The sequence below is a fragment of the Rathayibacter sp. AC451 genome, assembly GCF_979253095.1.
Map to the genome: position 1 here is coordinate 2,728,967 of NZ_CEEDBD010000001.1, position 18,026 is coordinate 2,746,992.

Here is an 18,026-nt window from a genome sequence, read left to right on the forward strand (position 1 = left end):
GTGGCCGCAGGAGGTCTCATGCGGCATCGCCTCGCGGTCGTGAGCGCCGCCGTTGCGCTCGCCTCGATCGCCGCGGCGACCCTCTCAGGATGCTCGAGTGCCGAGGAGGCCAGCGCCGTCGTCGGACTCGGACGCGGCGGACAGCGCGGCGAGGTCATCGGCGTGGTCGTCGTCTGCTCCGGAGCGGTGGACGGCCTGGATCTCGCGGTCGACGACTCAGCCCCGCTGATCCTCGGAGACGGGCTGCGCCGCATCACCCGGTGGGAGTCGCCGGACACGATCGTCGATCTCGGAGCCACGGATCTCGTCGGTCGCACGGTCTGGCCGGCCGACCCTGTCGTCGAGCGCTTCGCTCCGGGAGTCGACTACGCGCTGAGCGCCTATGCGGAGGACCGCTCGATGTCGGCGCGCCCCGTGGTGTTCCGCGCGGAGCAGTTCGACACCCTGTCGGTCGGCGAGATCATCGTCGGCGACGTCCGTGACGAGACGTCGGAGGTCCTGTCGGTCGAGAACTTCCTCGGACTGGCCTGCGAGGGCGCGTGACGGCCATGGTCCCCCACCCGCCACACCGACAAGGGCTGGTGCGAACCCGTTTATATTCTATGTTAGGACCTGATCCTTTAATATGATGGTGTCATGTCCAGTGATGCAGAATCGGCCGGAGTCATGACGGCGTGGCCGTCCACTTCCTACGAGACCAGGCCGTGGACGCCCACAGGCGACGAAGTCGGATCCCGGCGACGCATACGAGCTGCTCACGGACCGTACCTCGCCGCAGTACCGCCTCTCATCGCAGCCCGTGATGTGACGCTCCCTGCCGACCTCGTGGCTCTCAGCGAGGACGCAGGCCGCGAACTAACAAGGTTCGACACAGAAGTCGGAAGCCTGGCTGCGCCTTTCGCGTCGATCCTGCTCCGCACGGAGAGCGCATCAAGCTCGGAAGTAGAGAATCTCACGGCGAGCGCGAAGCAGGTCGCCCTTGCGGAGATCGGTGATTCGACGTCAGCCAACGCGAGACTCGTGGTGAGAAATGCTGAAGCGATGAAGGCCGCCGTAGCGCTTTGCGACGATCTCGACGGGGAAGCGATCCTCACGATGCACCGAGTGCTGCTTGAGAAGACGAATCCTGAGATCGTCGGAATGTGGCGCAGGGAGCAGGTCTGGATCGGAGGAGGAAGCGTGTCCCCGCACGGAGCTTCTTTCGTCCCGCCGCACCACGACCTCGTGCCCGAATTGATGGACGATGTCATGGAGTTCTCGAGAAGAGTCGATCTTCCCGTCATCGCACAACTCGCCATCGCGCACGCCCAGTTCGAGACGATCCATCCGTTTCCGGACGGCAACGGTCGTACAGGTCGTGCCCTCATTCAGGGCATGCTCCGCGCCGGTGGCGTGACCACCAACGTCACTGTTCCCGTGTCTGCCGGCCTGCTCGGAAGCACGGAGCATTATTTCGACGCTCTGACTGCCTACAGGGCGGGCGATCTTCGCCCGATCATCGAAACCCTCTCAGAAGCAGTCTTCTCCGCGATCTCCAACGGCCGCACTCTGGAGAGAGACATCACGCGGATCGCGGCGCGCTGGGATGAACTTGTCCGAGCCCGACGGGATTCCTCGGTTCACGCCCTCAAGCGCCTCCTCCTGCGGCAACCGGTCGTCACGACCGGAATCGTCGCGAATGAGTTGAACGTGAGCTTCCCAGCAGCAGACGCCTCAGTCCAGAAACTCGTGCAAGCCGACATCCTGACTCAATCGAGCGCGGGCCGACGCAATAGGCACTTCCAATCATCGGAGGTGCTCCAGGCGCTGGATGACTTCGGCGCTCGCGCACGCCGACAACGCCCAGGGCAGTGAACGATCGAGCATGCTGTCTGCGTCGAGAGATTCACGCTACGGATGACGTCGATCCCGCTCCAGGCGATCTGGAGGCTAGGGAGCGCATGTCCGGGAACACCGGACGATGAGGACTGTGGAGCCTGGGAGAATCGAACTCCCGACATCCTGCTTGCAAAGCAGGCGCTCTACCAACTGAGCTAAGGCCCCGGGCCGGAGACGGGGCGATCCGTCCCCGAGAGCTGAACGGCCCGTCACCGCGAGGTGACGGGCCGTTCGGCACGGGTGGGGGTACCAGGACTTGAACCTGGGACCTCTTCATTATCAGTGAAGCGCTCTAACCGCCTGAGCTATACCCCCGAAATGGCCAGATGAGACTCTACCTGACGAACCGCCAGAATCCCAATCGGGCCCCGGGCCCCGGCGCGTACCGAGGCCCGTGCGGCTCACTGGTTGGTGAAGCCGACGAGCAGACCGCCCGTGATCTTGACGCTGAGGTTGTACAGCAGCGCCACGATCGCACCCAGCGCAGTGGTGACGATGGTGTTCAGCACGGCCACGACGACCGCGAAGCCCATGATCTGGGGGAGCGAGATGATCGTGTTGAGATCGAACGCCTCGGCGCCGGCGATGTCCTGGACGAGGCCGTTGACCTGGTCGAAGACTCCGGTCTGCGCGAGCACCGTGTAGACAAGGTAGACGACGACGATCGTGATGATCGCGAGCGTGAGCCCGAGCAGGAACGAGAGCTTCACCGCCGACCAGAAGTCGACGTAGACGAGCTTCAGGCGGACCTGCTTCGCCGCCGGGCTCTTCGCGGACTTCCTGGCGAGCTTCTCGGCGACCGTGCTACTCATCTACGGACCCATCCTCCTCCGACACCGTGTCGGAGTCGGAGGACGCCGCTGCGGCGTCGGGATCCTCGTCCGGGGCGTCGAGATTGCGTTCGGTGTTCTTGGCGAGTGCGATGATGCGGTCGTCCTCTGCGAATCGTGCGAAGACGACTCCCATGGTGTCGCGACCCTTGGCCGGTACCTCGGCCACGGCAGAGCGTACCACCTTGCCTCCGGCGAGGACGACGAGCACCTCGTCGTCCTCCCCCGTGATGATCGCGCCCACCAGGTCGCCGCGCTTCTCCTCCAGCTTGGCCACCTTGATGCCCAGTCCGCCCCGGCCCTGCAGGCGGTACTGGTCGACCGCGGTGCGCTTCGCGTAGCCGCCCTCGGTCACGATGAAGACGAAGCCCTCGTCGCTCACGACGTTCGCGTCGAGCAGACGGTCCTCGCCGCGGAACGACATCCCGCGCACTCCCGAGGTCGAGCGGCCCATGGGCCGCAGCGCCTCGTCGGAGGCGGTGAAGCGGATCGACATGCCCTTGCGCGAGACCAGCAGCACGTCGCTGTCCTCGTCCACCAGCAGCGCCGAGACGAGCTCGTCGCCCTCACGGAGCTTGATCGCGATGATGCCGCCGGAGCGGTTGGTGTCGTACTCCGCGAGCGCGGTCTTCTTCACCAGTCCGTCGCGGGTGGCGAGCACCAGGTAGCGCGCCGCCTCGTAGTCGCGGATGTCGAGGATCTGCGCGATCTGCTCGCCCGGCTCCAGTGCGAGCAGGTTCGCGATGTGCTGACCCTTCGCGTCGCGACTCGCCTCCTGCAGCTCGTACGTCTTGGCGCGGTACACGCGTCCGGTGTTCGTGAAGAAGAGGAGCCAGTGGTGCGTGGTGGTCACGAAGAAGTGCTCGACGATGTCGTCGGCCTTCAGCTGCGCGCCACGGACCCCCGACCGCCGCGGTGCTGCGCGCGGTACGAATCGCTCCGGGTGCGCTTGAGGTAGCCGCCGCGGGTGACGGTGACGACCATCTCCTCCTCGGGGATCAGGTCCTCGACGCTCATGTCGCCGTCGAAGCCGAAGAGGATCTCGGTGCGGCGGTCGTCGCCGAAGCGGTCGACGATCTCGTCGAGTTCGTCCGAGATGATGCTGCGCTGGCGCTCCGGGCTCGCGAGGATCGACTTGTAGTCCTCGATCTCGGCCTGGATTCGGTCGTGCTCGTCGATGATCTTCTGGCGCTCGAGCGCGGCCAGGCGGCGCAGCTGCATGTCGAGGATCGCCCGCGACTGCACCTCGTCGATGTCGAGGAGCTCCATCAGGCCGTCGCGCGCCTCCTCGACCGTGGGGGAGCGGCGGATGAGGGCGATGACCTCGTCGAGCGCGTCGAGCGCCTTGAGGTAGCCGCGCAGGATGTGGATGCGCGCCTCGGCCTCGTCGAGGAGGTACTGCGTGCGCCGGACGATGACCTCGACCTGGTGGTCGACCCACGCTCGGATGAAGCCGTCGAGCGAGAGCGTGCGCGGGATGCCGTCGACGATCGCGAGCATGTTCGCGCCGAAGTTCTCCTGCAGCGGGGTGTGCTTGTAGAGGTTGTTCAGCACGACCTTGGCGACGGCGTCGCGCTTGAGCACGACGACGAGGCGCTGACCGGTGCGTCCCGAGGTCTCGTCTCGGATGTCGGCGATGCCCGAGACGCGGCCGTCCTTGACGAGCTCGGCGATCTTGATCGCGAGGTTGTCGGGGTTCACCTGGTACGGGAGCTCGGTGACGACGAGGCAGGTGCGGCCCTGGATCTCCTCGATCGAGACGACGGCGCGCATGGTGATCGAGCCGCGACCGGTCCGGTAGGCGTCCTGGATGCCGCGGACGCCGAGGATCTGGGCGCCGGTGGGGAAGTCGGGGCCCTTGATGCGCTGCAGCAGCGCCTCGAGCAGCTCCTCGCGGGACGCCTCCGGGTGCTCGAGCGCCCACTTCGCACCCGACGCGACCTCGCGGAGGTTGTGCGGCGGGATGTTCGTGGCCATGCCGACCGCGATGCCGACCGAGCCGTTGACGAGCAGGTTGGGGAATCGCGCCGGCAGGATGGCGGGCTCGCGGGTGCGGCCGTCGTAGTTGTCCTGGAAGTCGACGGTGTTCTTGTCGATGTCGCGGACCATCTCGAGGGCCAGCGGGGCCATCTTGGTCTCGGTGTACCGGGGTGCTGCGGCGCCGTCGTTGCCGGGGGAGCCGAAGTTGCCCTGGCCGAGCGCGAGCGGGTAGCGGAGGCTCCACGGCTGGACCAGGCGCACGAGTGCGTCGTAGATGGCGGAGTCGCCGTGGGGGTGGAACTGGCCCATCACGTCGCCGACGACGCGGGAGCACTTCGAGAACGCCTTGTCCGGGCGGTAGCCGCCGTCGTACATGGCGTAGATGACGCGGCGGTGCACGGGCTTCAGCCCGTCGCGCACCTCCGGCAGCGCGCGACCCACGATGACGCTCATCGCGTAGTCGAGGTACGAGCGCTGCATCTCGAGCTGCAGATCGACGGGCTCGATCTTGTCGTGCCCGTGGATCACCACACCGGTCTCGGTGACGATGTCCTCGCTGTCGTCCGGACCGGTGGGGGTGGTGGGTTCGTCTGCCATGATCTCTGGTCTCTCAGGTGGGTCCGGGCCCCGGGTGGACGGGGGCGGCGGTCGCGCTGGGTGTCAGTCGTTATAGGGCTGATGCGGCCCATTGAGGGCCGCCGTCACGTTGTCGAGATGGTCGCTCGCCGCGGCCGTGTGCCGCGGGGCTGCCGCCTTGTAGATCGCGATGCGATCTAGATGTCGAGGAAGCGCACGTCCTTGGCGTTCTTCTGGATGAAGGAGCGCCGCGACTCGACGTCCTCGCCCATCAGGGTCGAGAAGATCTCGTCGGCGGCGGCCGCGTCGTCGAGCGTGACCTGGAGGAGGGTCCGGGTGGCCGGATCCATCGTGGTCTCCCACAGCTCCTTGTAGTCCATCTCGCCGAGACCCTTGTAGCGCTGGATCCCGTTCTCCTTCGGCATGCGCTTGTTCGACGCGGCGCCGTGCGCGATCAAGGCGTCGCGTTCGCGGTCGCTGTAGACGTACTCGTGCGGCGAGTTCGACCACTTGAGGCGGTACAGCGGCGGCTGCGCGAGGTAGACGTAACCGAGGTCGATCAGCGGTCGCATGTAGCGGAACAGCAGCGTCAGCAGCAGCGTCGTGATGTGCTGGCCGTCGACGTCGGCGTCGGCCATCAGGATGATCTTGTGGTACCGGGCCTTGTCGGGGTTGAAGTCCTCCCCGATGCCGGCGCCGAAGGCCGTGATCATGGCCTGGACCTCGTTGTTGCCGAGTGCGCGATCGAGGCGCGCCTTCTCGACGTTCAGGATCTTGCCTCGGAGGGGGAGGATCGCCTGCGTCTCGGGATTGCGGCCCTGCACCGCGGATCCGCCCGCCGAGTCGCCCTCGACGATGAAGATCTCGGAGAGCGACGGGTCCTTCGACTGGCAGTCCTTGAGCTTGCCGGGCATGCCGCCGCCCTCGAGCAGGCCCTTGCGGCGGGCGGTCTCGCGCGCCTTGCGGGCCGCCATCCGGGCCGACGCGGCCTGGATCGACTTGCTGATGATGTCCCTGGCCTGGGTGGGGTTGCGGTCGAACCAGTCGGCGAGCTGCTCGCCGGTCACGCGCTGCACGAACGCCTTGGCCTCGGTGTTGCCGAGCTTGGTCTTCGTCTGGCCTTCGAACTGCGGCTCGCCGAGCTTGATCGAGACGACCGCGGTGAGGCCTTCGCGGATGTCCTCGCCCGAGAGGTTGTCGTCCTTCTCTTTCAGGAGGTTCTTCGCGCGGGCGTACTTGTTCACGAGGGTCGTGAGCGCCGCGCGGAAGCCCTCCTCGTGGGTGCCGCCCTCGTGGGTGTTGATGGTGTTCGCGTAGGTGTGGACGCTCTCGGTGTAGGCCGTCGTCCACTGCATCGCGACCTCGAGCGAGATGCGGCGCTCCTTGTCCTCGCTCTCGAAGTCGATGATCTCGGAGTGCACGAGATCGGACTTCTTGAGCGAGTTGATGTACTCGACGTAGTCGACGAGGCCCTTCTCGTAGTGGAAGACGTCGCCGCGGACGCCCACGGTCTCGTCCTCCCCCTCGCCGTCGAACTCGACCTCGTTCTGGTCGGTCAGCGCGATCCGCAGGCCCTTGTTGAGGAACGCCATCTGCTGGAAGCGGGCACGGAGGGTCTCGTAGTCGAACTCGGTGGTCTCGAAGATCTCGCCGTTGGGCCAGAAGGTGATCGTGGTGCCGGTCTCGTCGCTCGCCTCGCCCTTCTCGAGGGGCGCGACGGGCACGCCGTCAGCGAAGGACATCCGGTAGACGCTGCCCTGGCGCTTGACCTCGACCTCGAGCTTCGTCGAGAGGGCGTTGACGACGGACGAGCCGACGCCGTGCAGTCCGCCGGACACCGCGTAGCCGCCGCCGCCGAACTTGCCGCCGGCGTGCAGCACGGTCAGGACGAGCTCGACGGTCGAGATGCCCTCGGTCGGGTGCATGTCGACGGGGATGCCGCGGCCGTTGTCGGCGACCGTCACGCCTCCGTCGGCCCGCATGACGACCTCGATGTTGTCGCAGTACCCGGCGAGCGCCTCGTCGACGGCGTTGTCGACGATCTCGTAGACCAGGTGGTGCAGACCGCGCGGCCCCGTGGATCCGATGTACATGCCGGGGCGCTTGCGCACCGCCTCGAGGCCCTCGAGGACCTGGATCTGGCTGGCGCCGTAGTCGCCGGAGGACTTGGTCGACATCCCGGAGGACGGTGCGTCGGTGGAGCCGTTCGCGTCCAGGTCGTTCGCTGCGGGGGCTGACGTGGAGTCGGTCGGCTCAGATGTCATAGCTGTGGAGTTCTCCTCTGACGGTCCGATGCGACGCGGGGGAGGATCTGGAGATCGCTCCCGCTGCGCGAGGTCCCACGAGTGGTGGACCGCGCTGCTCCCGAACGGACTCGGGAGCGGCGTCGCTGCGGTTCGGCGGCCCTCCATTCTACCGCGCGGGAGGACGATCCGCGGCGCTCTGCGGCGATCTGACGCCCTGGATCGGCGGGGTCGACCGAAAATGCGTCCTCAGCCGTAGGTGTCGCGCGGACCACGCCCTGGAATCGACCTGGGGCCCCTTTTCCAGTTCGGTACGTCAGGGCCCTGGAATCGGATCGACGCGATCCCCGCCTCGGGGTAGTTCACCGCGATGTGGTTCATGATCTCGATCCGCATGAGCCGCAGCTGCGTCGCCCAGGCCGTCGACTCGCACGCGACGCTCAGCACTCCGTCGACGACGCCCAGCGGAGTGGAGTGCTTCGCGGTCTCCTCGCCGGCGATCGCCGTCCACGACGAGATGAGGTCGCCCTGCGCGAGCGGAGCGGTCCAGTCCATCTTGCGGGTGAGCGACTCGAGCACGTCGCCGAGGTCGTGCGGGTCGCGTCCTTTCCCGAACGGGATCGCGTCGCCCTTGGGCTCCGCGCGCTCGACGGTCCTGCGGACGCGGCGCGGACCGTCGCCGCCGAACACCTCCTTGAGGTGCCGGTAGACGCGCGCGGCCTCGGTCTCGGGCGCGGGGGAGCCGCGACGAGGGGTGTCAGCCACGGGCCGGCTCCTCGGCGGCGGGCTCGGCCTCGGGTGCCGCGTCGGCCGACTGCTCGGAGTGCGCGAGGTCCGAATCCGTCGCGTCGGCCGACCGCTCCGAACCGGAGACCCCCGGCTCGGGTGCGATCGCCGCGCCACCCGGGGTCTCGGGCTCGACGATGCTGCCCGCCTCGATCCTCACCGTGTGCGCCGCCAGTGCGGCCGGCACGTCGTCGAGGACCGCCGCGGTGATGAGCACCTGCTCGTAGTCGGCGACGACGGAGGCGAGCCGCTCGCGGCGGCGCGAGTCCAGCTCCGCGAACACGTCGTCGAGCATCAGGACGGGATCGCCCATGGGGGAGTCGCGGCGCAGCAGCTCCGCGGCGCCCAGCTTGAGGGCGAGGGCGAACGACCAGCTCTCGCCGTGGCTCGCGTACCCCTTGGCCGGCAGGTCGTTCAGCTCGAACTGCACGTCGTCGCGGTGCGGTCCGACCAGCGAGATCCCGCGGTCGAGCTCCTTGCGGCGCACCGCCGTCAGCGCCGTGGCGAAGGCATCGGTCAGCCCTGCGCGCTCGACGGGTGAGCCCGGCTCGGCGCTCTCGACGGGCTCGCCGTCGTCGTCGACCGCGCCCTCGATGCTCAGGCGCGAGCGCAGGACCGGCCGCTGGTCCGCCCCGGCCACCGCCTCGTAGGCGCGGCGCACCGGTCCGCTCAGCTCGTCGACGAGAGCGAGGCGCGACTGCATGATCTCGGAGCCGAGGGCGATCAGCCGCTCGTCCCAGATGTCGAGGGTGCTCAGCTTGGAGACGTCGCGGATGCCGCTCGCCCGCGCCGACTTCAGCAGCGAGTTGCGCTGGCGCAGCACCCGCTCGTAGTCGGCCTGCACCGCGCTCATCCGGGGGGAGAGCAGGATCACCAGCTGGTCGAGGAAGCGGCGCCGGGCCGACGGGTCGCCGCGGATCAGGAGGAGGTCCTCCGGTGCGAAGAGGACGCTGGAGAAGAAGCGCGGCAGCTCGCGCGGCTTGATGCCGCCGCGGTTGATCTGGGCGCGGTTGGGGGAGGAGCGGTTGATCTGCACCTCGGCCAGCAGCTCGCGATCGCCGTTGCGGAGTCGGGCCCGCACCACGGCGCTGTCCCGGCCGGCCCGGATGAGCGCCTGATCGCTCGAGACCCGGTGCGACCCCAGGGTGGAGAGGTACCCGAGCGACTCGACCAGGTTCGTCTTGCCCTGCCCGTTGCGCCCCACGAAGAGGTTCGGCCCGGGCACGAGCGCGACGTCGACGGATCCGTAGTTCCGGAAGTCGCTCAGCGCCAGCTGCACCACGTGCACGTCACCACCTCCTCCGTCCCACTCTGCCCGATGCGCCTGTGCCCTCCTCCGCTGGAGCACTCGGCCCTCCGGGGCCCCTCGACCAGCGGAGGGATCAGCCGGGATCCCCGCCGCCCCGTGTCCGTGACACCGACCCGACGATCGGCCCGGCTGCTGGATCACGTGGGTCTCGATACGCCCCTGCGGGGCTACTCGACCAGCAAGCATCGAGCGCCGCCGTCCGCAGGACGCGCACCCTGCGGAAGCAAGGAGGGAGGCGGCCGGAGGCCCGCCGACGCCCTGAAGCATCTGCTGCCTCAGGGTGGCGGCGGAGCCGCAGGTCGCCGGACGCGACCGGCTCTGCGAAACGCGCCCACCTCGAAAAGCCGACCGCCGGAGGACCGCCGCAGGCAGTCCTCGCCGATGAACGCAGCAGGCGGCCGGAGGCCCGCCGACGCCCTGAGAGCATCTCTGCCTCAGGGTGGCGGCGGGCCGCAGGTCGCCGGACGCGACCGGCTCTGCGGAACGTGACCGCCTCAGGAAGCCGACCGCCGCGAGGACCGGCACAGCCGGTCCGAGCCCGTGAACTCAGTCCACGGCCTTGACGGAGTGCCCGCCGAACTGGTTCCGCAGCGCCGCCACGGCCTTCATCGCGGGGGAGTCCTCCTGGCGTGAGACGAAGCGCGCGAAGATCGAGGCGCTGATCGTGGGCACCGGGACGGCGTTGTTGATGGCCTCCTCGATGGTCCAGCGGCCCTCGCCGGAGTCCTGGACGTAGCCCTCGATGTGCTCGAACTCCGGGTCCTGCTCGAGCGCGCGCACGAGGAGCTCGAGGAGCCAGGAGCGCACGACCGTGCCGCGCTGCCACGCCTTGAAGGTGCCGGTGACGTCCTTGATGATGTCCTTGCGGGTGTCGAGCAGCTCGTAGCCCTCGGCGAACGCCTGCATGAGCGCGTACTCGATGCCGTTGTGCACCATCTTCGCGTAGTGGCCCGCGCCGACCTCGCCCACGTGGACGAAGCCCTCCTCGCGGGGTCCCTCGGGGCGCAGTGCGTCGAAGACGGGCATCGCGTACTCGACGAGCTCGCTCGGACCGCCGACCATGAGGCCGTAGCCGTTCTCGGGACCCCAGACGCCGCCCGAGACGCCGGCGTCGATGTAGTGGATCCCCTTGGGCTTCAGCAGCGCGTCGTGCTTGAAGTCCTCGGTGAAACGGGAGTTGCCGCCGTCGATGACGAGATCGCCCTCCGAGAGCTTCTCGGACAGGTCGGTGACGACGCTGTCGGTGATCGCTCCGGCGGGGACCATGACCCACACCACGCGGGGCGCGGGCAGAGCGGCGATCATGTCGTCGAGGGAGGCGGCGTCGGAGACGTCCGGGTTGCGGTCGTATCCGGTCACCTCCACCCCCTTCTCACGGAGGCGGGAGCGCATGTTGTCGCCCATCTTGCCGAGTCCGACGAGTCCGATGTGCATGGTGAACCTTCCTGGATTCATGAGCCGGCGGGCGGGCGCTCGTCGGGAGCGGGGAGGGTCGCGACGGTGCGATCGAAGAGGGGGGTCAGCGCAGGAGCAGGTTGGGCTGCAGCAGGTAGCGGTAGCTGTCGTTGCCGGGCTGCTCGCGCGAGGTCTGGGCCGTGAGCAGGACCGGACCGGGCTTGTTGGGATTCTCGGTCTTCGTGAACGCGATGCGCACGAACTCCGAGTGCACCGCGGCGAGCCCGTCGAGCAGGAACTGCGGCTTGAGCGAGACGACGACGTCGCCGCCCGTCAGGATCGCGTCGATGCTCTCGGACGCCTGCGCCTGCTCCGATCCGATGGCTTCGAGGGTGAGGCCGTCGCTGCTGAAGCTGAAGCGGAGGGCGGCCTCGCGCTCGAGGACGAGCGAGACGCGGCGCGTGGCCTCGATGAGGTCGCTGGTCGCCATGACCGCGTAGTTCTCGACCGAGGCGGGGAAGAGGCGCTTGACCGGGGGGAAGTTCCCCTTGATCAGGAGCGACGTGACCGTCTTGCGGTCGGCCGTGAAGGCGATGAGCTCGCGCTCGTCGCGTTGCGTGATCGCGACCGAGACAGTGCCGGAGTGGCCGAACGTCTTGCCGACCTCCTGCAGGGTCCGCGCCGGCACGAGAGCGGTGAGCGGCTGGCTCGGAGCGGGGTTGTCGCCGTTGTCCCAGTCGATCTCGCGGACGGCGACGCGGTAGCGGTCCGTCGCGACGAGGCCGATGGTGTTCTCGGTGATCTCGAGCTGCACGCCGGTGATCACCGGAGTCACGTCGTCGCGGGAGGCGGCGACGGCGACCTGCGAGATGGCGGCCGAGAAGGCATCGGCGGGGACCAGCCCGGTCGACGCGTCGATCTCGGGGATCGACGGGTACTCCTCCACGGGCATCTGCAGCAAGGTGAAGCGCGCGGATCCGGCCGAGACCGTCACGCGGGACTCCTCCGTCGCGATGCGGACGGGGGCGTTGGGCAGACGGTTGGCGATGTCGGCGAGAAGGCGTCCCGAGACGAGGACAGTGCCGGGCTCCTCGACGTCGGCCGCGATCTGCGTCTGCGCCGAGACCTCGTAGTCGAACGAGGAGAGCGTGAGGCCCTCGCTCGTCGCCTCGATGAGGACGCCGGAGAGGATCGGCAGGGTGGTGCGCTGCGGCAGCAGCTTGACCGCGAAGGACACGGCCTCGCTGAAGACATCGCGGTTGGCTTGGAACCTCACGAGAACACCCCTGACGAGTCGCGGACGAAGACCGTCGCCCATCGTACCCGGGTGTCTCGCCGCGCTCAGAAGGGGTGGACTCCTCCGACCTCTCCTCGCGCCGTCCACAAGGTTGTCGTTCGCGCCCTGATTAAAGAGAGAACTGCGTTAACAGTGTTAACACGTGTGGAAACTGTGGAAAGCGCTGGTGGCCCCTACTCCCCGCTGGCATCCGGACCCCCTGCCTCTGTGGAGGAGTTGTGAGCGCGCCGGTGGACGCCCTGTTGAGAGATCCGAGCGCGTCGACCGGATTCCACAGGCGGGCCGATCGGCCGCACAGTTCGAGCTCGGTTGTCCACAGTTATCCACAGGTTCTGCACACGTGTGGAAAGCGTCGGAATCCGTTCGATGCGTCGAACGCGGAGGGGGGCGACGGCGTGTCGGAGTCGTCGAGGGCAGGGTCTCGAGACGCCGCGGTGCGGCTACTCGACCAGCGGGAGGAATTCGCGGTGCCGACCGGAGACGGCCTGCACCCTCTGCTTGCTGATCGAGTAGCGGCCGCAGGGCGCGTATCGAGATCCCCGTCACAGGGTGGGCGGGTCTCGATACGCCGCGGTGCGGCTACTCGACCAGCGGGAAGGGGGTCCGACGAGCAGCTCGGGGCCCGTAGCGCGGGTGCTCGACCGGCAGAGGAGTGAGCCGTGGAGGGCCGCTAGCGGTTCGTCTTGATGCGGGTGGTCAGCTCAGTGACCTGGTTGTAGATGCTGCGGCGCTCCTTCATGAGCTCCGAGATCTTCTTGTTCGCGTACATGACCGTCGTGTGGTCGCGGTTGCCGAAGAGCTGGCCGATCTTGGGCAGCGACAGGTTGGTCAGCTCGCGGCAGAGGTACATGGCGATCTGACGTGCGGTGGCGACGGCCTGCGAGCGGGACGAGCCGTAGAGGTCGTCGACGGTGAGCTTGAAGTAGTCCGCGGTGTGATTGATGATGTCGACCGGCGAGATGACGTTGTCCTCGTCGAGCGTGATCAGGTCCTTCAGCACCGTCTGCACGAGCGACATGTCGACCGGAGTGCGGTTGAGGCTCGCGAACGCGGTGACGCGGATGAGCGTCCCCTCGAGCTCGCGGATGTTGCTCGACACCTTCGACGCCATGAACTCGAGGATGTCGTCGGGCACGAGCAGCTTCTCGCTGACGGCCTTCTTCCGGAGGATCGCGATGCGCGTCTCGAGGTCGGGCGCCTGGACGTCCGTGATCAGGCCCCACTCGAAGCGCGAGCGCATCCGGTCCTCGAACCCCGTCAGGGCCTTCGGCGGCAGATCCGACGTGATCACGACCTGCTTGTTGTGATCGTGCAACTGGTTGAAGGTGTGGAAGAACGCCTCCTGCGTCTCCGCCTTGCCCTGCAGGAACTGGATGTCGTCGATCAGGAGGATGTCGACGTTGCGGTACCGGCCGTGGAACGCGTTGCCCCGGTTGTTGGCGATCGAGTTGATGAAGTCGTTGGTGAACTCCTCGGATGACACGTAGCGCACGCGGATGCCCGGGTAGAGACTCATCGCGTAGTGGCCGATGGCGTGCAGGAGGTGGGTCTTGCCCAGTCCGGAGTCGCCGTAGACGAAGAGCGGGTTGTACGCCTTGGCCGGCGCCTCCGCGACCGCGACCGCCGCGGCGTGCGCGAACCGGTTGGATCCGCCGATGACGAAGTTGTCGAAGCTGTACTTGGGGTTCAGCCGGGTGTCCGTCGCCGGGACGGTCCGCATCTCCTCGACCACGCGCACCGGGGTGAGGGCGGGGGAGGAACCGGTGATCGGCTCGAACGGGTTCAGCGACTCGGACGAGGCGGGCGAGCTCAACGGCTCGTGCTCGATGTCCGGGTTCACGACGAAGGCGAAGGTGGAGACGCCGAAGGAGTCGTCGAGGGTGCCGATCGCGCTGAGCAGCGGCACGCGCACGCGCTGCTCGAGCATGCCGCGGGTGAACTCGTTCGGGACCTCCAGGTAGAAGGTGCCCGCCATGATGCCCTTGGGCTCCACGAGCGAGACGAATCCGTAGAGCGGAGCCGTGATGCGATCGTCCTGCGAGAGGGCCCCGAGGATCACCTTCCACGCGTCGACGATCGACGTGTCCTCTGGCATCTGTCTCCGGTCCTCGGTCGCTGTCGAAATGCTCATCGCCGTGCGGCGGCGCCGTTCGCAGTGCGAACGCGCGGAGTCCGTCGGTGATCCGGCCCGTCCGGGGGTCGAACGTCGTCCACAGGGCCCTCCACAGGAGGGAGCCGATGCCAGCGCGGACGCGGGAACGGGCGGCCTGGGCCTGTGGATAACTGCGGCTCAACACGGTAACGAAGGAGCCGACGGGAGACAAATCCACCACAGCCGACTCCGCGTGTCAATGCGCGGAACACGCCGTCGCGCGGGCAGAATCGAGGTTTCGGCCCGGTCCCATTTGACCGGTGGCGGGACAGGCCGTAGTTTTAATCAGTTGACGCCTGCCCGGGGTCGCTCGGTCGGTCCTCAGGGACACGTCCTGATCGGAGCCGGGCTCCCTTTCTTCCCGGGAGACCGGAGCACCGCCCCGGCGGTCGCCCCGCCGGTACCGAGGAACACGTACGTGGAGATTGAACTATGAGCAAGCGAACCTTCCAGCCGAACAACCGTCGTCGCGCCAAGGTGCACGGCTTCCGCCTGCGCATGCGCACCCGCGCCGGCCGCGGCATCCTGAGCGCACGCCGCGCCAAGGGCCGCACCGAGCTCTCGGCGTAGAGCCCACTGGTACCGACCAGCGGTGCTGGCCAGAGCCCATCGCATCGTCCGAGGTGACGAGTACCGGGCAGTCGTCCGTCGCGGTGTGCGGTCCACAGGACCGCACACCGTCACGTATGTCCGGAGGTCGTCTTCGGCGACTCCCCCGCGATTCGGTTTCATCGTGGCCAAGACCGTCGGATCGGCCGTGACGCGCAACACCGTGCGCCGGCGCCTGAAGGCGATCGCGTTCGAGCTGGTGGCGCAGACCGAGCACGGGACCGACATCGTGATCCGCGCGCTGCCCAGCAGCGCGACGGCTCCGTGGGCGGATCTCCGCCGGGAGGTCGTGGGCGCGATGTCGCGGAACCCGCGCTCCGGCCGGTCGTCCGAGGTCCGCTCGTGACCACTTCCGTCGTCGGCCGTCCGCTCTCGTGGCCGGCGCGACTGGGCTGGGGCCTGCTCCTCCTCCCCCGCAATCTCGGGATCCTGCTCCTGCTGGTCTACCGAACCGTCGTCTCCCCTCTGTACGGCGACGTCTGCCGCTACTACCCCTCGTGCTCCTCGTACGCGCTGCAGGCCGTCCAGCTCCACGGACTCGTACTCGGCTCCGTCCTCGCTGCGCGTCGACTCCTCCGCTGCCACCCCGTGGGCGGCCGGCGGCGTCGATGACGTACCGACCTCGATCCCTCTGCACCGGCCGGCTCCGGGTCGCATCCGATTCGCTGTGACGCGTCTCGGGTTCGTCGCGGGCCCTCGAAAGGACTGACCCCCTCCCATGGACCTCCTTGGCACGATCCTCTGGCCCCTCAAATGGGTCGTCGAGCTGATCCTCGTCGCCTTCCATCAGCTGCTGACGCTGACCGGTCTGGAGGCGGCGGCCGGCATCACCTGGGTGCTGTCGATCGTGGGCCTCGTCCTCGTCATCCGTGCCGCTCTGATCCCGATCTTCGTGAAGCAGATCAAGAGCCAGCGCCGCATGATGGAGGTGGCGCCGCAGCTCAAGAAGATCCAGGACAAGTACAAGGGCAAGCGCGACCAGCTCTCCCGCGAGGCGATGTCGCGCGAGACCATGGAGCTCTACAAGCGCACGGGCACCAACCCGCTCGCCTCCTGCCTGCCGCTGCTGATCCAGATGCCGATCTTCTTCAGCCTCTTCTCTGTGCTGAACGACGCTCAGCGGAGCGAGCGGGGCGTCGGACCCCTCGATGCGGCCCTCGCCCGCCAGTTCGGCGAGGCGAACCTCTTCGGCATCGCGCCCCTGCACCAGTCGATCCAGGGCGCCCTCCAGGAGGGCGGCCAGGAGCTCGTCGTCGTGATCGCCGTCATCATGGTGGTCCTGATGACCGCCTCGCAGTTCATCACGCAGCTGCAGATCGTCTCGAAGAACATGTCGCCCGAGGCCAAGGCCTCGCCGACCTTCAAGCAGCAGCGGATCCTGCTGTACATCCTCCCCCTCGTGTTCGCCTTCTCGGGCTTCGCGTTCCCCCTCGGCGTGATGTTCTACTGGCTGACCTCGAACATCTGGACGATGGTCCAGCAGTTCATCGTCATCCGGAACATGCCCACCCCGGGCAGCGAGGCCGCCAAGGCCCGCGAGGAGCGCCTGCGCCGCAAGGGCAAGCTCGTCGAGGAGACGAACGTCGCCGGCGAGACCACGCTCGTCGAGAAGAAGGCCGTTCAGCGCCAGCAGCCCGTCGGCAAGAACCGCGCCAAGAAGCAAGCCGGAAAGAAGTAGGACCGTCATGACCGACTCGACGCAGACCACCGCCGTCCCCGCGCAGGCACCGTCGTTCGACGGTGCACCCGCCGTGGACGAGGCCACGATCGTGCCCGCCGGCGAGAGCGCCGCGCCGGCTCCGGAGTCGACCCTCAAGCAGCTCGAGGACGAGGGCGACGTCGCTGCGGACTACATCGAGGAGTTCCTCGACATCTGCGACCTCGACGGCGACATCGACATCGAGGTGCGGAACGGCCGCGCCTACCTGTCCGTCACCGCGTCCGGAGATTCCAACCTCCGCGTGCTGTCGCGCCCCGATGCCGTTCAGGCCCTCCAGGAACTGACCCGCCTCGCAGTGCAGACCCGCACCGGTGCCTTCTCGCGCCTCATCCTCGACATCGGCGGCTCGCGCGATGCCCGCGAGACCGAGCTCGCGCAGCTCGTCGACCGGGCGATCGAGCGCATCGAGGAGGGCGCCACGTCGGCGTCCCTGCCCCCGATGTCCTCCTACGAGCGCAAGCTGGTGCACGACATGGTGAGCGAGCGCGGCTTCGTGTCGGAGTCGCGCGGCGAGGCACGCGAGCGCCACACCGTCATCACCCGCGGCTGAGACCCGTGGAGCCGACCCTCGAGGCCGAACCCGCCGCCGCCGCAGCGATCGCCGGCGACCGACTGCCGGTCCTGCGCCGGTTCACGCAGTCGCTCGCCGCGCAGGGCGAGGAGCGCGGCCTCATCGGCCCGTTGGAGCTTCCCCGCCTCTGGACCCGGCACGTGCTCAACAGCGCCCTGGTGGCGCCTCTGCTGCGTCCGGGGCTGGTGGGTGACGTCGGTAGTGGTGCGGGCCTTCCCGGCCTCGTCCTGGGCATCGTGCGGCCCGACGTGCGCTTCGTGCTGATCGAGCCGATGGAGCGGCGCATCCTCTGGCTCCGCGAGCAGGTCGAAGAGCTGGAACTCGAGAATGTCTCGGTTCTCCGTGCCCGGGCCGAGGAGGTCCGCCTCCCGGAACCGCTCGATCAGGTGACGGCACGCGCCGTCAGTGCTCTCTCGAAGCTCGTTCCTCTCACAGCACCGCTCCTGCGACCGGGGGGCGAGCTCGTGCTCCTCAAGGGGATCAACGCCGAGAAGGAGATCCTGGCGGCCGAGAAGGTGCTCCGACGGTTCAAGGTCTCGACGCCCGAGGTCGTCGTGCTCGGCGACGGCGTGCTCTCCGAGGTCACGCGCGTGGTCCGGGCTACAGTGGGTTGATCCGGCCCTGTCGCGCGCGATCCGTCTCGGATCCTCGACTCCCGGCCTCGGTGGCACCCGCCCTGA

Annotated in this window: 15 protein-coding genes, 2 tRNA genes and 1 pseudogene; 8 read left to right on the forward strand and 10 right to left on the reverse strand. The window is 68.0% G+C overall.

Annotated features, from left to right (window positions below; genetic code table 11):
- Positions 1–18 precede the first annotated feature (18 nt).
- A complete protein-coding gene (locus tag AC0CID_RS13060; RefSeq protein WP_465227134.1) occupies positions 19–543 on the forward strand; it encodes a hypothetical protein in 525 nt (174 codons plus the stop codon).
- 93 nt (positions 544–636) lie between these two features.
- Positions 637–1,854, forward strand: a complete 1,218-nt coding sequence (locus AC0CID_RS13065) for a Fic family protein (RefSeq protein ID WP_465227135.1) — start codon at positions 637–639, stop codon at positions 1,852–1,854.
- Positions 1,855–1,970: 116 nt separating this feature from the next.
- Here AC0CID_RS13065 and AC0CID_RS13070 read toward each other — a convergent pair.
- The 10 genes and pseudogenes from AC0CID_RS13070 to dnaA form a co-directional block, all read right to left on the reverse strand.
- Positions 1,971–2,043, reverse strand: a tRNA-Ala gene (locus tag AC0CID_RS13070).
- Between the two features lie 76 nt (positions 2,044–2,119).
- Positions 2,120–2,193, reverse strand: a tRNA-Ile gene (locus AC0CID_RS13075).
- An 86-nt stretch (positions 2,194–2,279) separates the two neighbouring features.
- A complete protein-coding gene (locus tag AC0CID_RS13080; RefSeq protein WP_207403309.1) occupies positions 2,280–2,690 on the reverse strand; it encodes a DUF3566 domain-containing protein in 411 nt (136 codons plus the stop codon).
- A pseudogene (gene gyrA / locus AC0CID_RS13085) lies at positions 2,683–5,285 on the reverse strand (DNA gyrase subunit A). The gene AC0CID_RS13080 and the pseudogene gyrA overlap by 8 nt, the downstream one beginning before the upstream one ends.
- Before the next feature lie 176 nt (positions 5,286–5,461).
- Positions 5,462–7,441: a DNA topoisomerase (ATP-hydrolyzing) subunit B gene (gene gyrB / locus AC0CID_RS13090; RefSeq protein WP_242682961.1), complete on the reverse strand. Its 1,980-nt coding sequence runs from the start codon at positions 7,439–7,441 to the stop codon at positions 5,462–5,464.
- A gap of 315 nt (positions 7,442–7,756) precedes the next feature.
- Positions 7,757–8,272, reverse strand: coding sequence for a DciA family protein (locus tag AC0CID_RS13095; protein ID WP_465227136.1), 516 nt, complete (start codon positions 8,270–8,272; stop codon positions 7,757–7,759).
- Positions 8,265–9,581 (reverse strand): DNA replication/repair protein RecF, encoded by a 1,317-nt coding sequence (gene recF / locus AC0CID_RS13100; RefSeq protein WP_465227137.1) that lies wholly within the window; start codon positions 9,579–9,581, stop codon positions 8,265–8,267. The genes AC0CID_RS13095 and recF overlap by 8 nt, the downstream gene beginning before the upstream one ends.
- Positions 9,582–10,148: 567 nt before the next feature.
- Positions 10,149–11,036: a phosphogluconate dehydrogenase (NAD(+)-dependent, decarboxylating) gene (gene gnd, locus AC0CID_RS13105; RefSeq protein WP_465227138.1), complete on the reverse strand. Its 888-nt coding sequence runs from the start codon at positions 11,034–11,036 to the stop codon at positions 10,149–10,151.
- Between the two features lie 85 nt (positions 11,037–11,121).
- Positions 11,122–12,273 (reverse strand): DNA polymerase III subunit beta, encoded by a 1,152-nt coding sequence (dnaN, locus tag AC0CID_RS13110; RefSeq protein ID WP_207403315.1) that lies wholly within the window; start codon positions 12,271–12,273, stop codon positions 11,122–11,124.
- Between the two features lie 691 nt (positions 12,274–12,964).
- Positions 12,965–14,425: a chromosomal replication initiator protein DnaA gene (gene dnaA, locus AC0CID_RS13115; RefSeq protein ID WP_374070300.1), complete on the reverse strand. Its 1,461-nt coding sequence runs from the start codon at positions 14,423–14,425 to the stop codon at positions 12,965–12,967.
- Positions 14,426–14,878: 453 nt separating this feature from the next.
- On the opposite strand from dnaA, the gene rpmH reads away from it, so the two are divergent.
- The 6 genes from rpmH (at position 14,879) to rsmG (ending at position 17,960) form a co-directional block, all read left to right on the forward strand.
- A complete protein-coding gene (gene rpmH, locus AC0CID_RS13120; RefSeq protein WP_055784512.1) occupies positions 14,879–15,016 on the forward strand; it encodes a 50S ribosomal protein L34 in 138 nt (45 codons plus the stop codon).
- Between the two features lie 22 nt (positions 15,017–15,038).
- On the forward strand, positions 15,039–15,401 hold the full coding sequence (gene rnpA / locus AC0CID_RS13125; protein ID WP_465227139.1) for a ribonuclease P protein component: 363 nt from the start codon (positions 15,039–15,041) through the stop codon (positions 15,399–15,401).
- Positions 15,398–15,667 carry a membrane protein insertion efficiency factor YidD gene (gene yidD / locus AC0CID_RS13130; protein WP_465227140.1) on the forward strand — a complete coding sequence of 90 codons (270 nt, stop codon included), beginning with the start codon at positions 15,398–15,400 and terminating at the stop codon, positions 15,665–15,667. Before rnpA ends, yidD begins: the two co-directional genes overlap by 4 nt.
- A 106-nt stretch (positions 15,668–15,773) precedes the next feature.
- The gene (yidC, locus tag AC0CID_RS13135) at positions 15,774–16,733 is read left to right on the forward strand and encodes a membrane protein insertase YidC (protein ID WP_207403319.1); all 960 of its coding nucleotides are present in this window, start codon (positions 15,774–15,776) and stop codon (positions 16,731–16,733) included.
- Between the two features lie 7 nt (positions 16,734–16,740).
- On the forward strand, positions 16,741–17,325 hold the full coding sequence (locus AC0CID_RS13140) for a Jag family protein (protein ID WP_465227141.1): 585 nt from the start codon (positions 16,741–16,743) through the stop codon (positions 17,323–17,325).
- Positions 17,322–17,960, forward strand: coding sequence for a 16S rRNA (guanine(527)-N(7))-methyltransferase RsmG (gene rsmG, locus AC0CID_RS13145; RefSeq protein ID WP_465228102.1), 639 nt, complete (start codon positions 17,322–17,324; stop codon positions 17,958–17,960). The genes AC0CID_RS13140 and rsmG overlap by 4 nt, the downstream gene beginning before the upstream one ends.
- Positions 17,961–18,026 lie beyond the last annotated feature (66 nt).

What these genes read in the sequence shown, in the direction of transcription:
- AC0CID_RS13060 (WP_465227134.1), top strand. Translation starts at nt 19, where the DNA reads ATGCGGCATCGCCTCGCGGTCGTGAGCGCCGCCGTTGCGCTCGCCTCG.
- AC0CID_RS13065 (WP_465227135.1), top strand. Translation starts at nt 637, where the DNA reads ATGTCCAGTGATGCAGAATCGGCCGGAGTCATGACGGCGTGGCCGTCC.
- AC0CID_RS13080 (WP_207403309.1), bottom strand. Translation starts at nt 2,690, where the DNA reads ATGAGTAGCACGGTCGCCGAGAAGCTCGCCAGGAAGTCCGCGAAGAGC.
- gyrB (WP_242682961.1), bottom strand. Translation starts at nt 7,441, where the DNA reads ATGTCGACCAAGTCCTCCGGCGACTACGGCGCCAGCCAGATCCAGGTC.
- gnd (WP_465227138.1), bottom strand. Translation starts at nt 11,036, where the DNA reads ATGCACATCGGACTCGTCGGACTCGGCAAGATGGGCGACAACATGCGC.
- dnaA (WP_374070300.1), bottom strand. Translation starts at nt 14,425, where the DNA reads ATGAGCATTTCGACAGCGACCGAGGACCGGAGACAGATGCCAGAGGAC.
- rpmH (WP_055784512.1), top strand. Translation starts at nt 14,879, where the DNA reads ATGAGCAAGCGAACCTTCCAGCCGAACAACCGTCGTCGCGCCAAGGTG.
- yidC (WP_207403319.1), top strand. Translation starts at nt 15,774, where the DNA reads ATGGACCTCCTTGGCACGATCCTCTGGCCCCTCAAATGGGTCGTCGAG.
- AC0CID_RS13140 (WP_465227141.1), top strand. Translation starts at nt 16,741, where the DNA reads ATGACCGACTCGACGCAGACCACCGCCGTCCCCGCGCAGGCACCGTCG.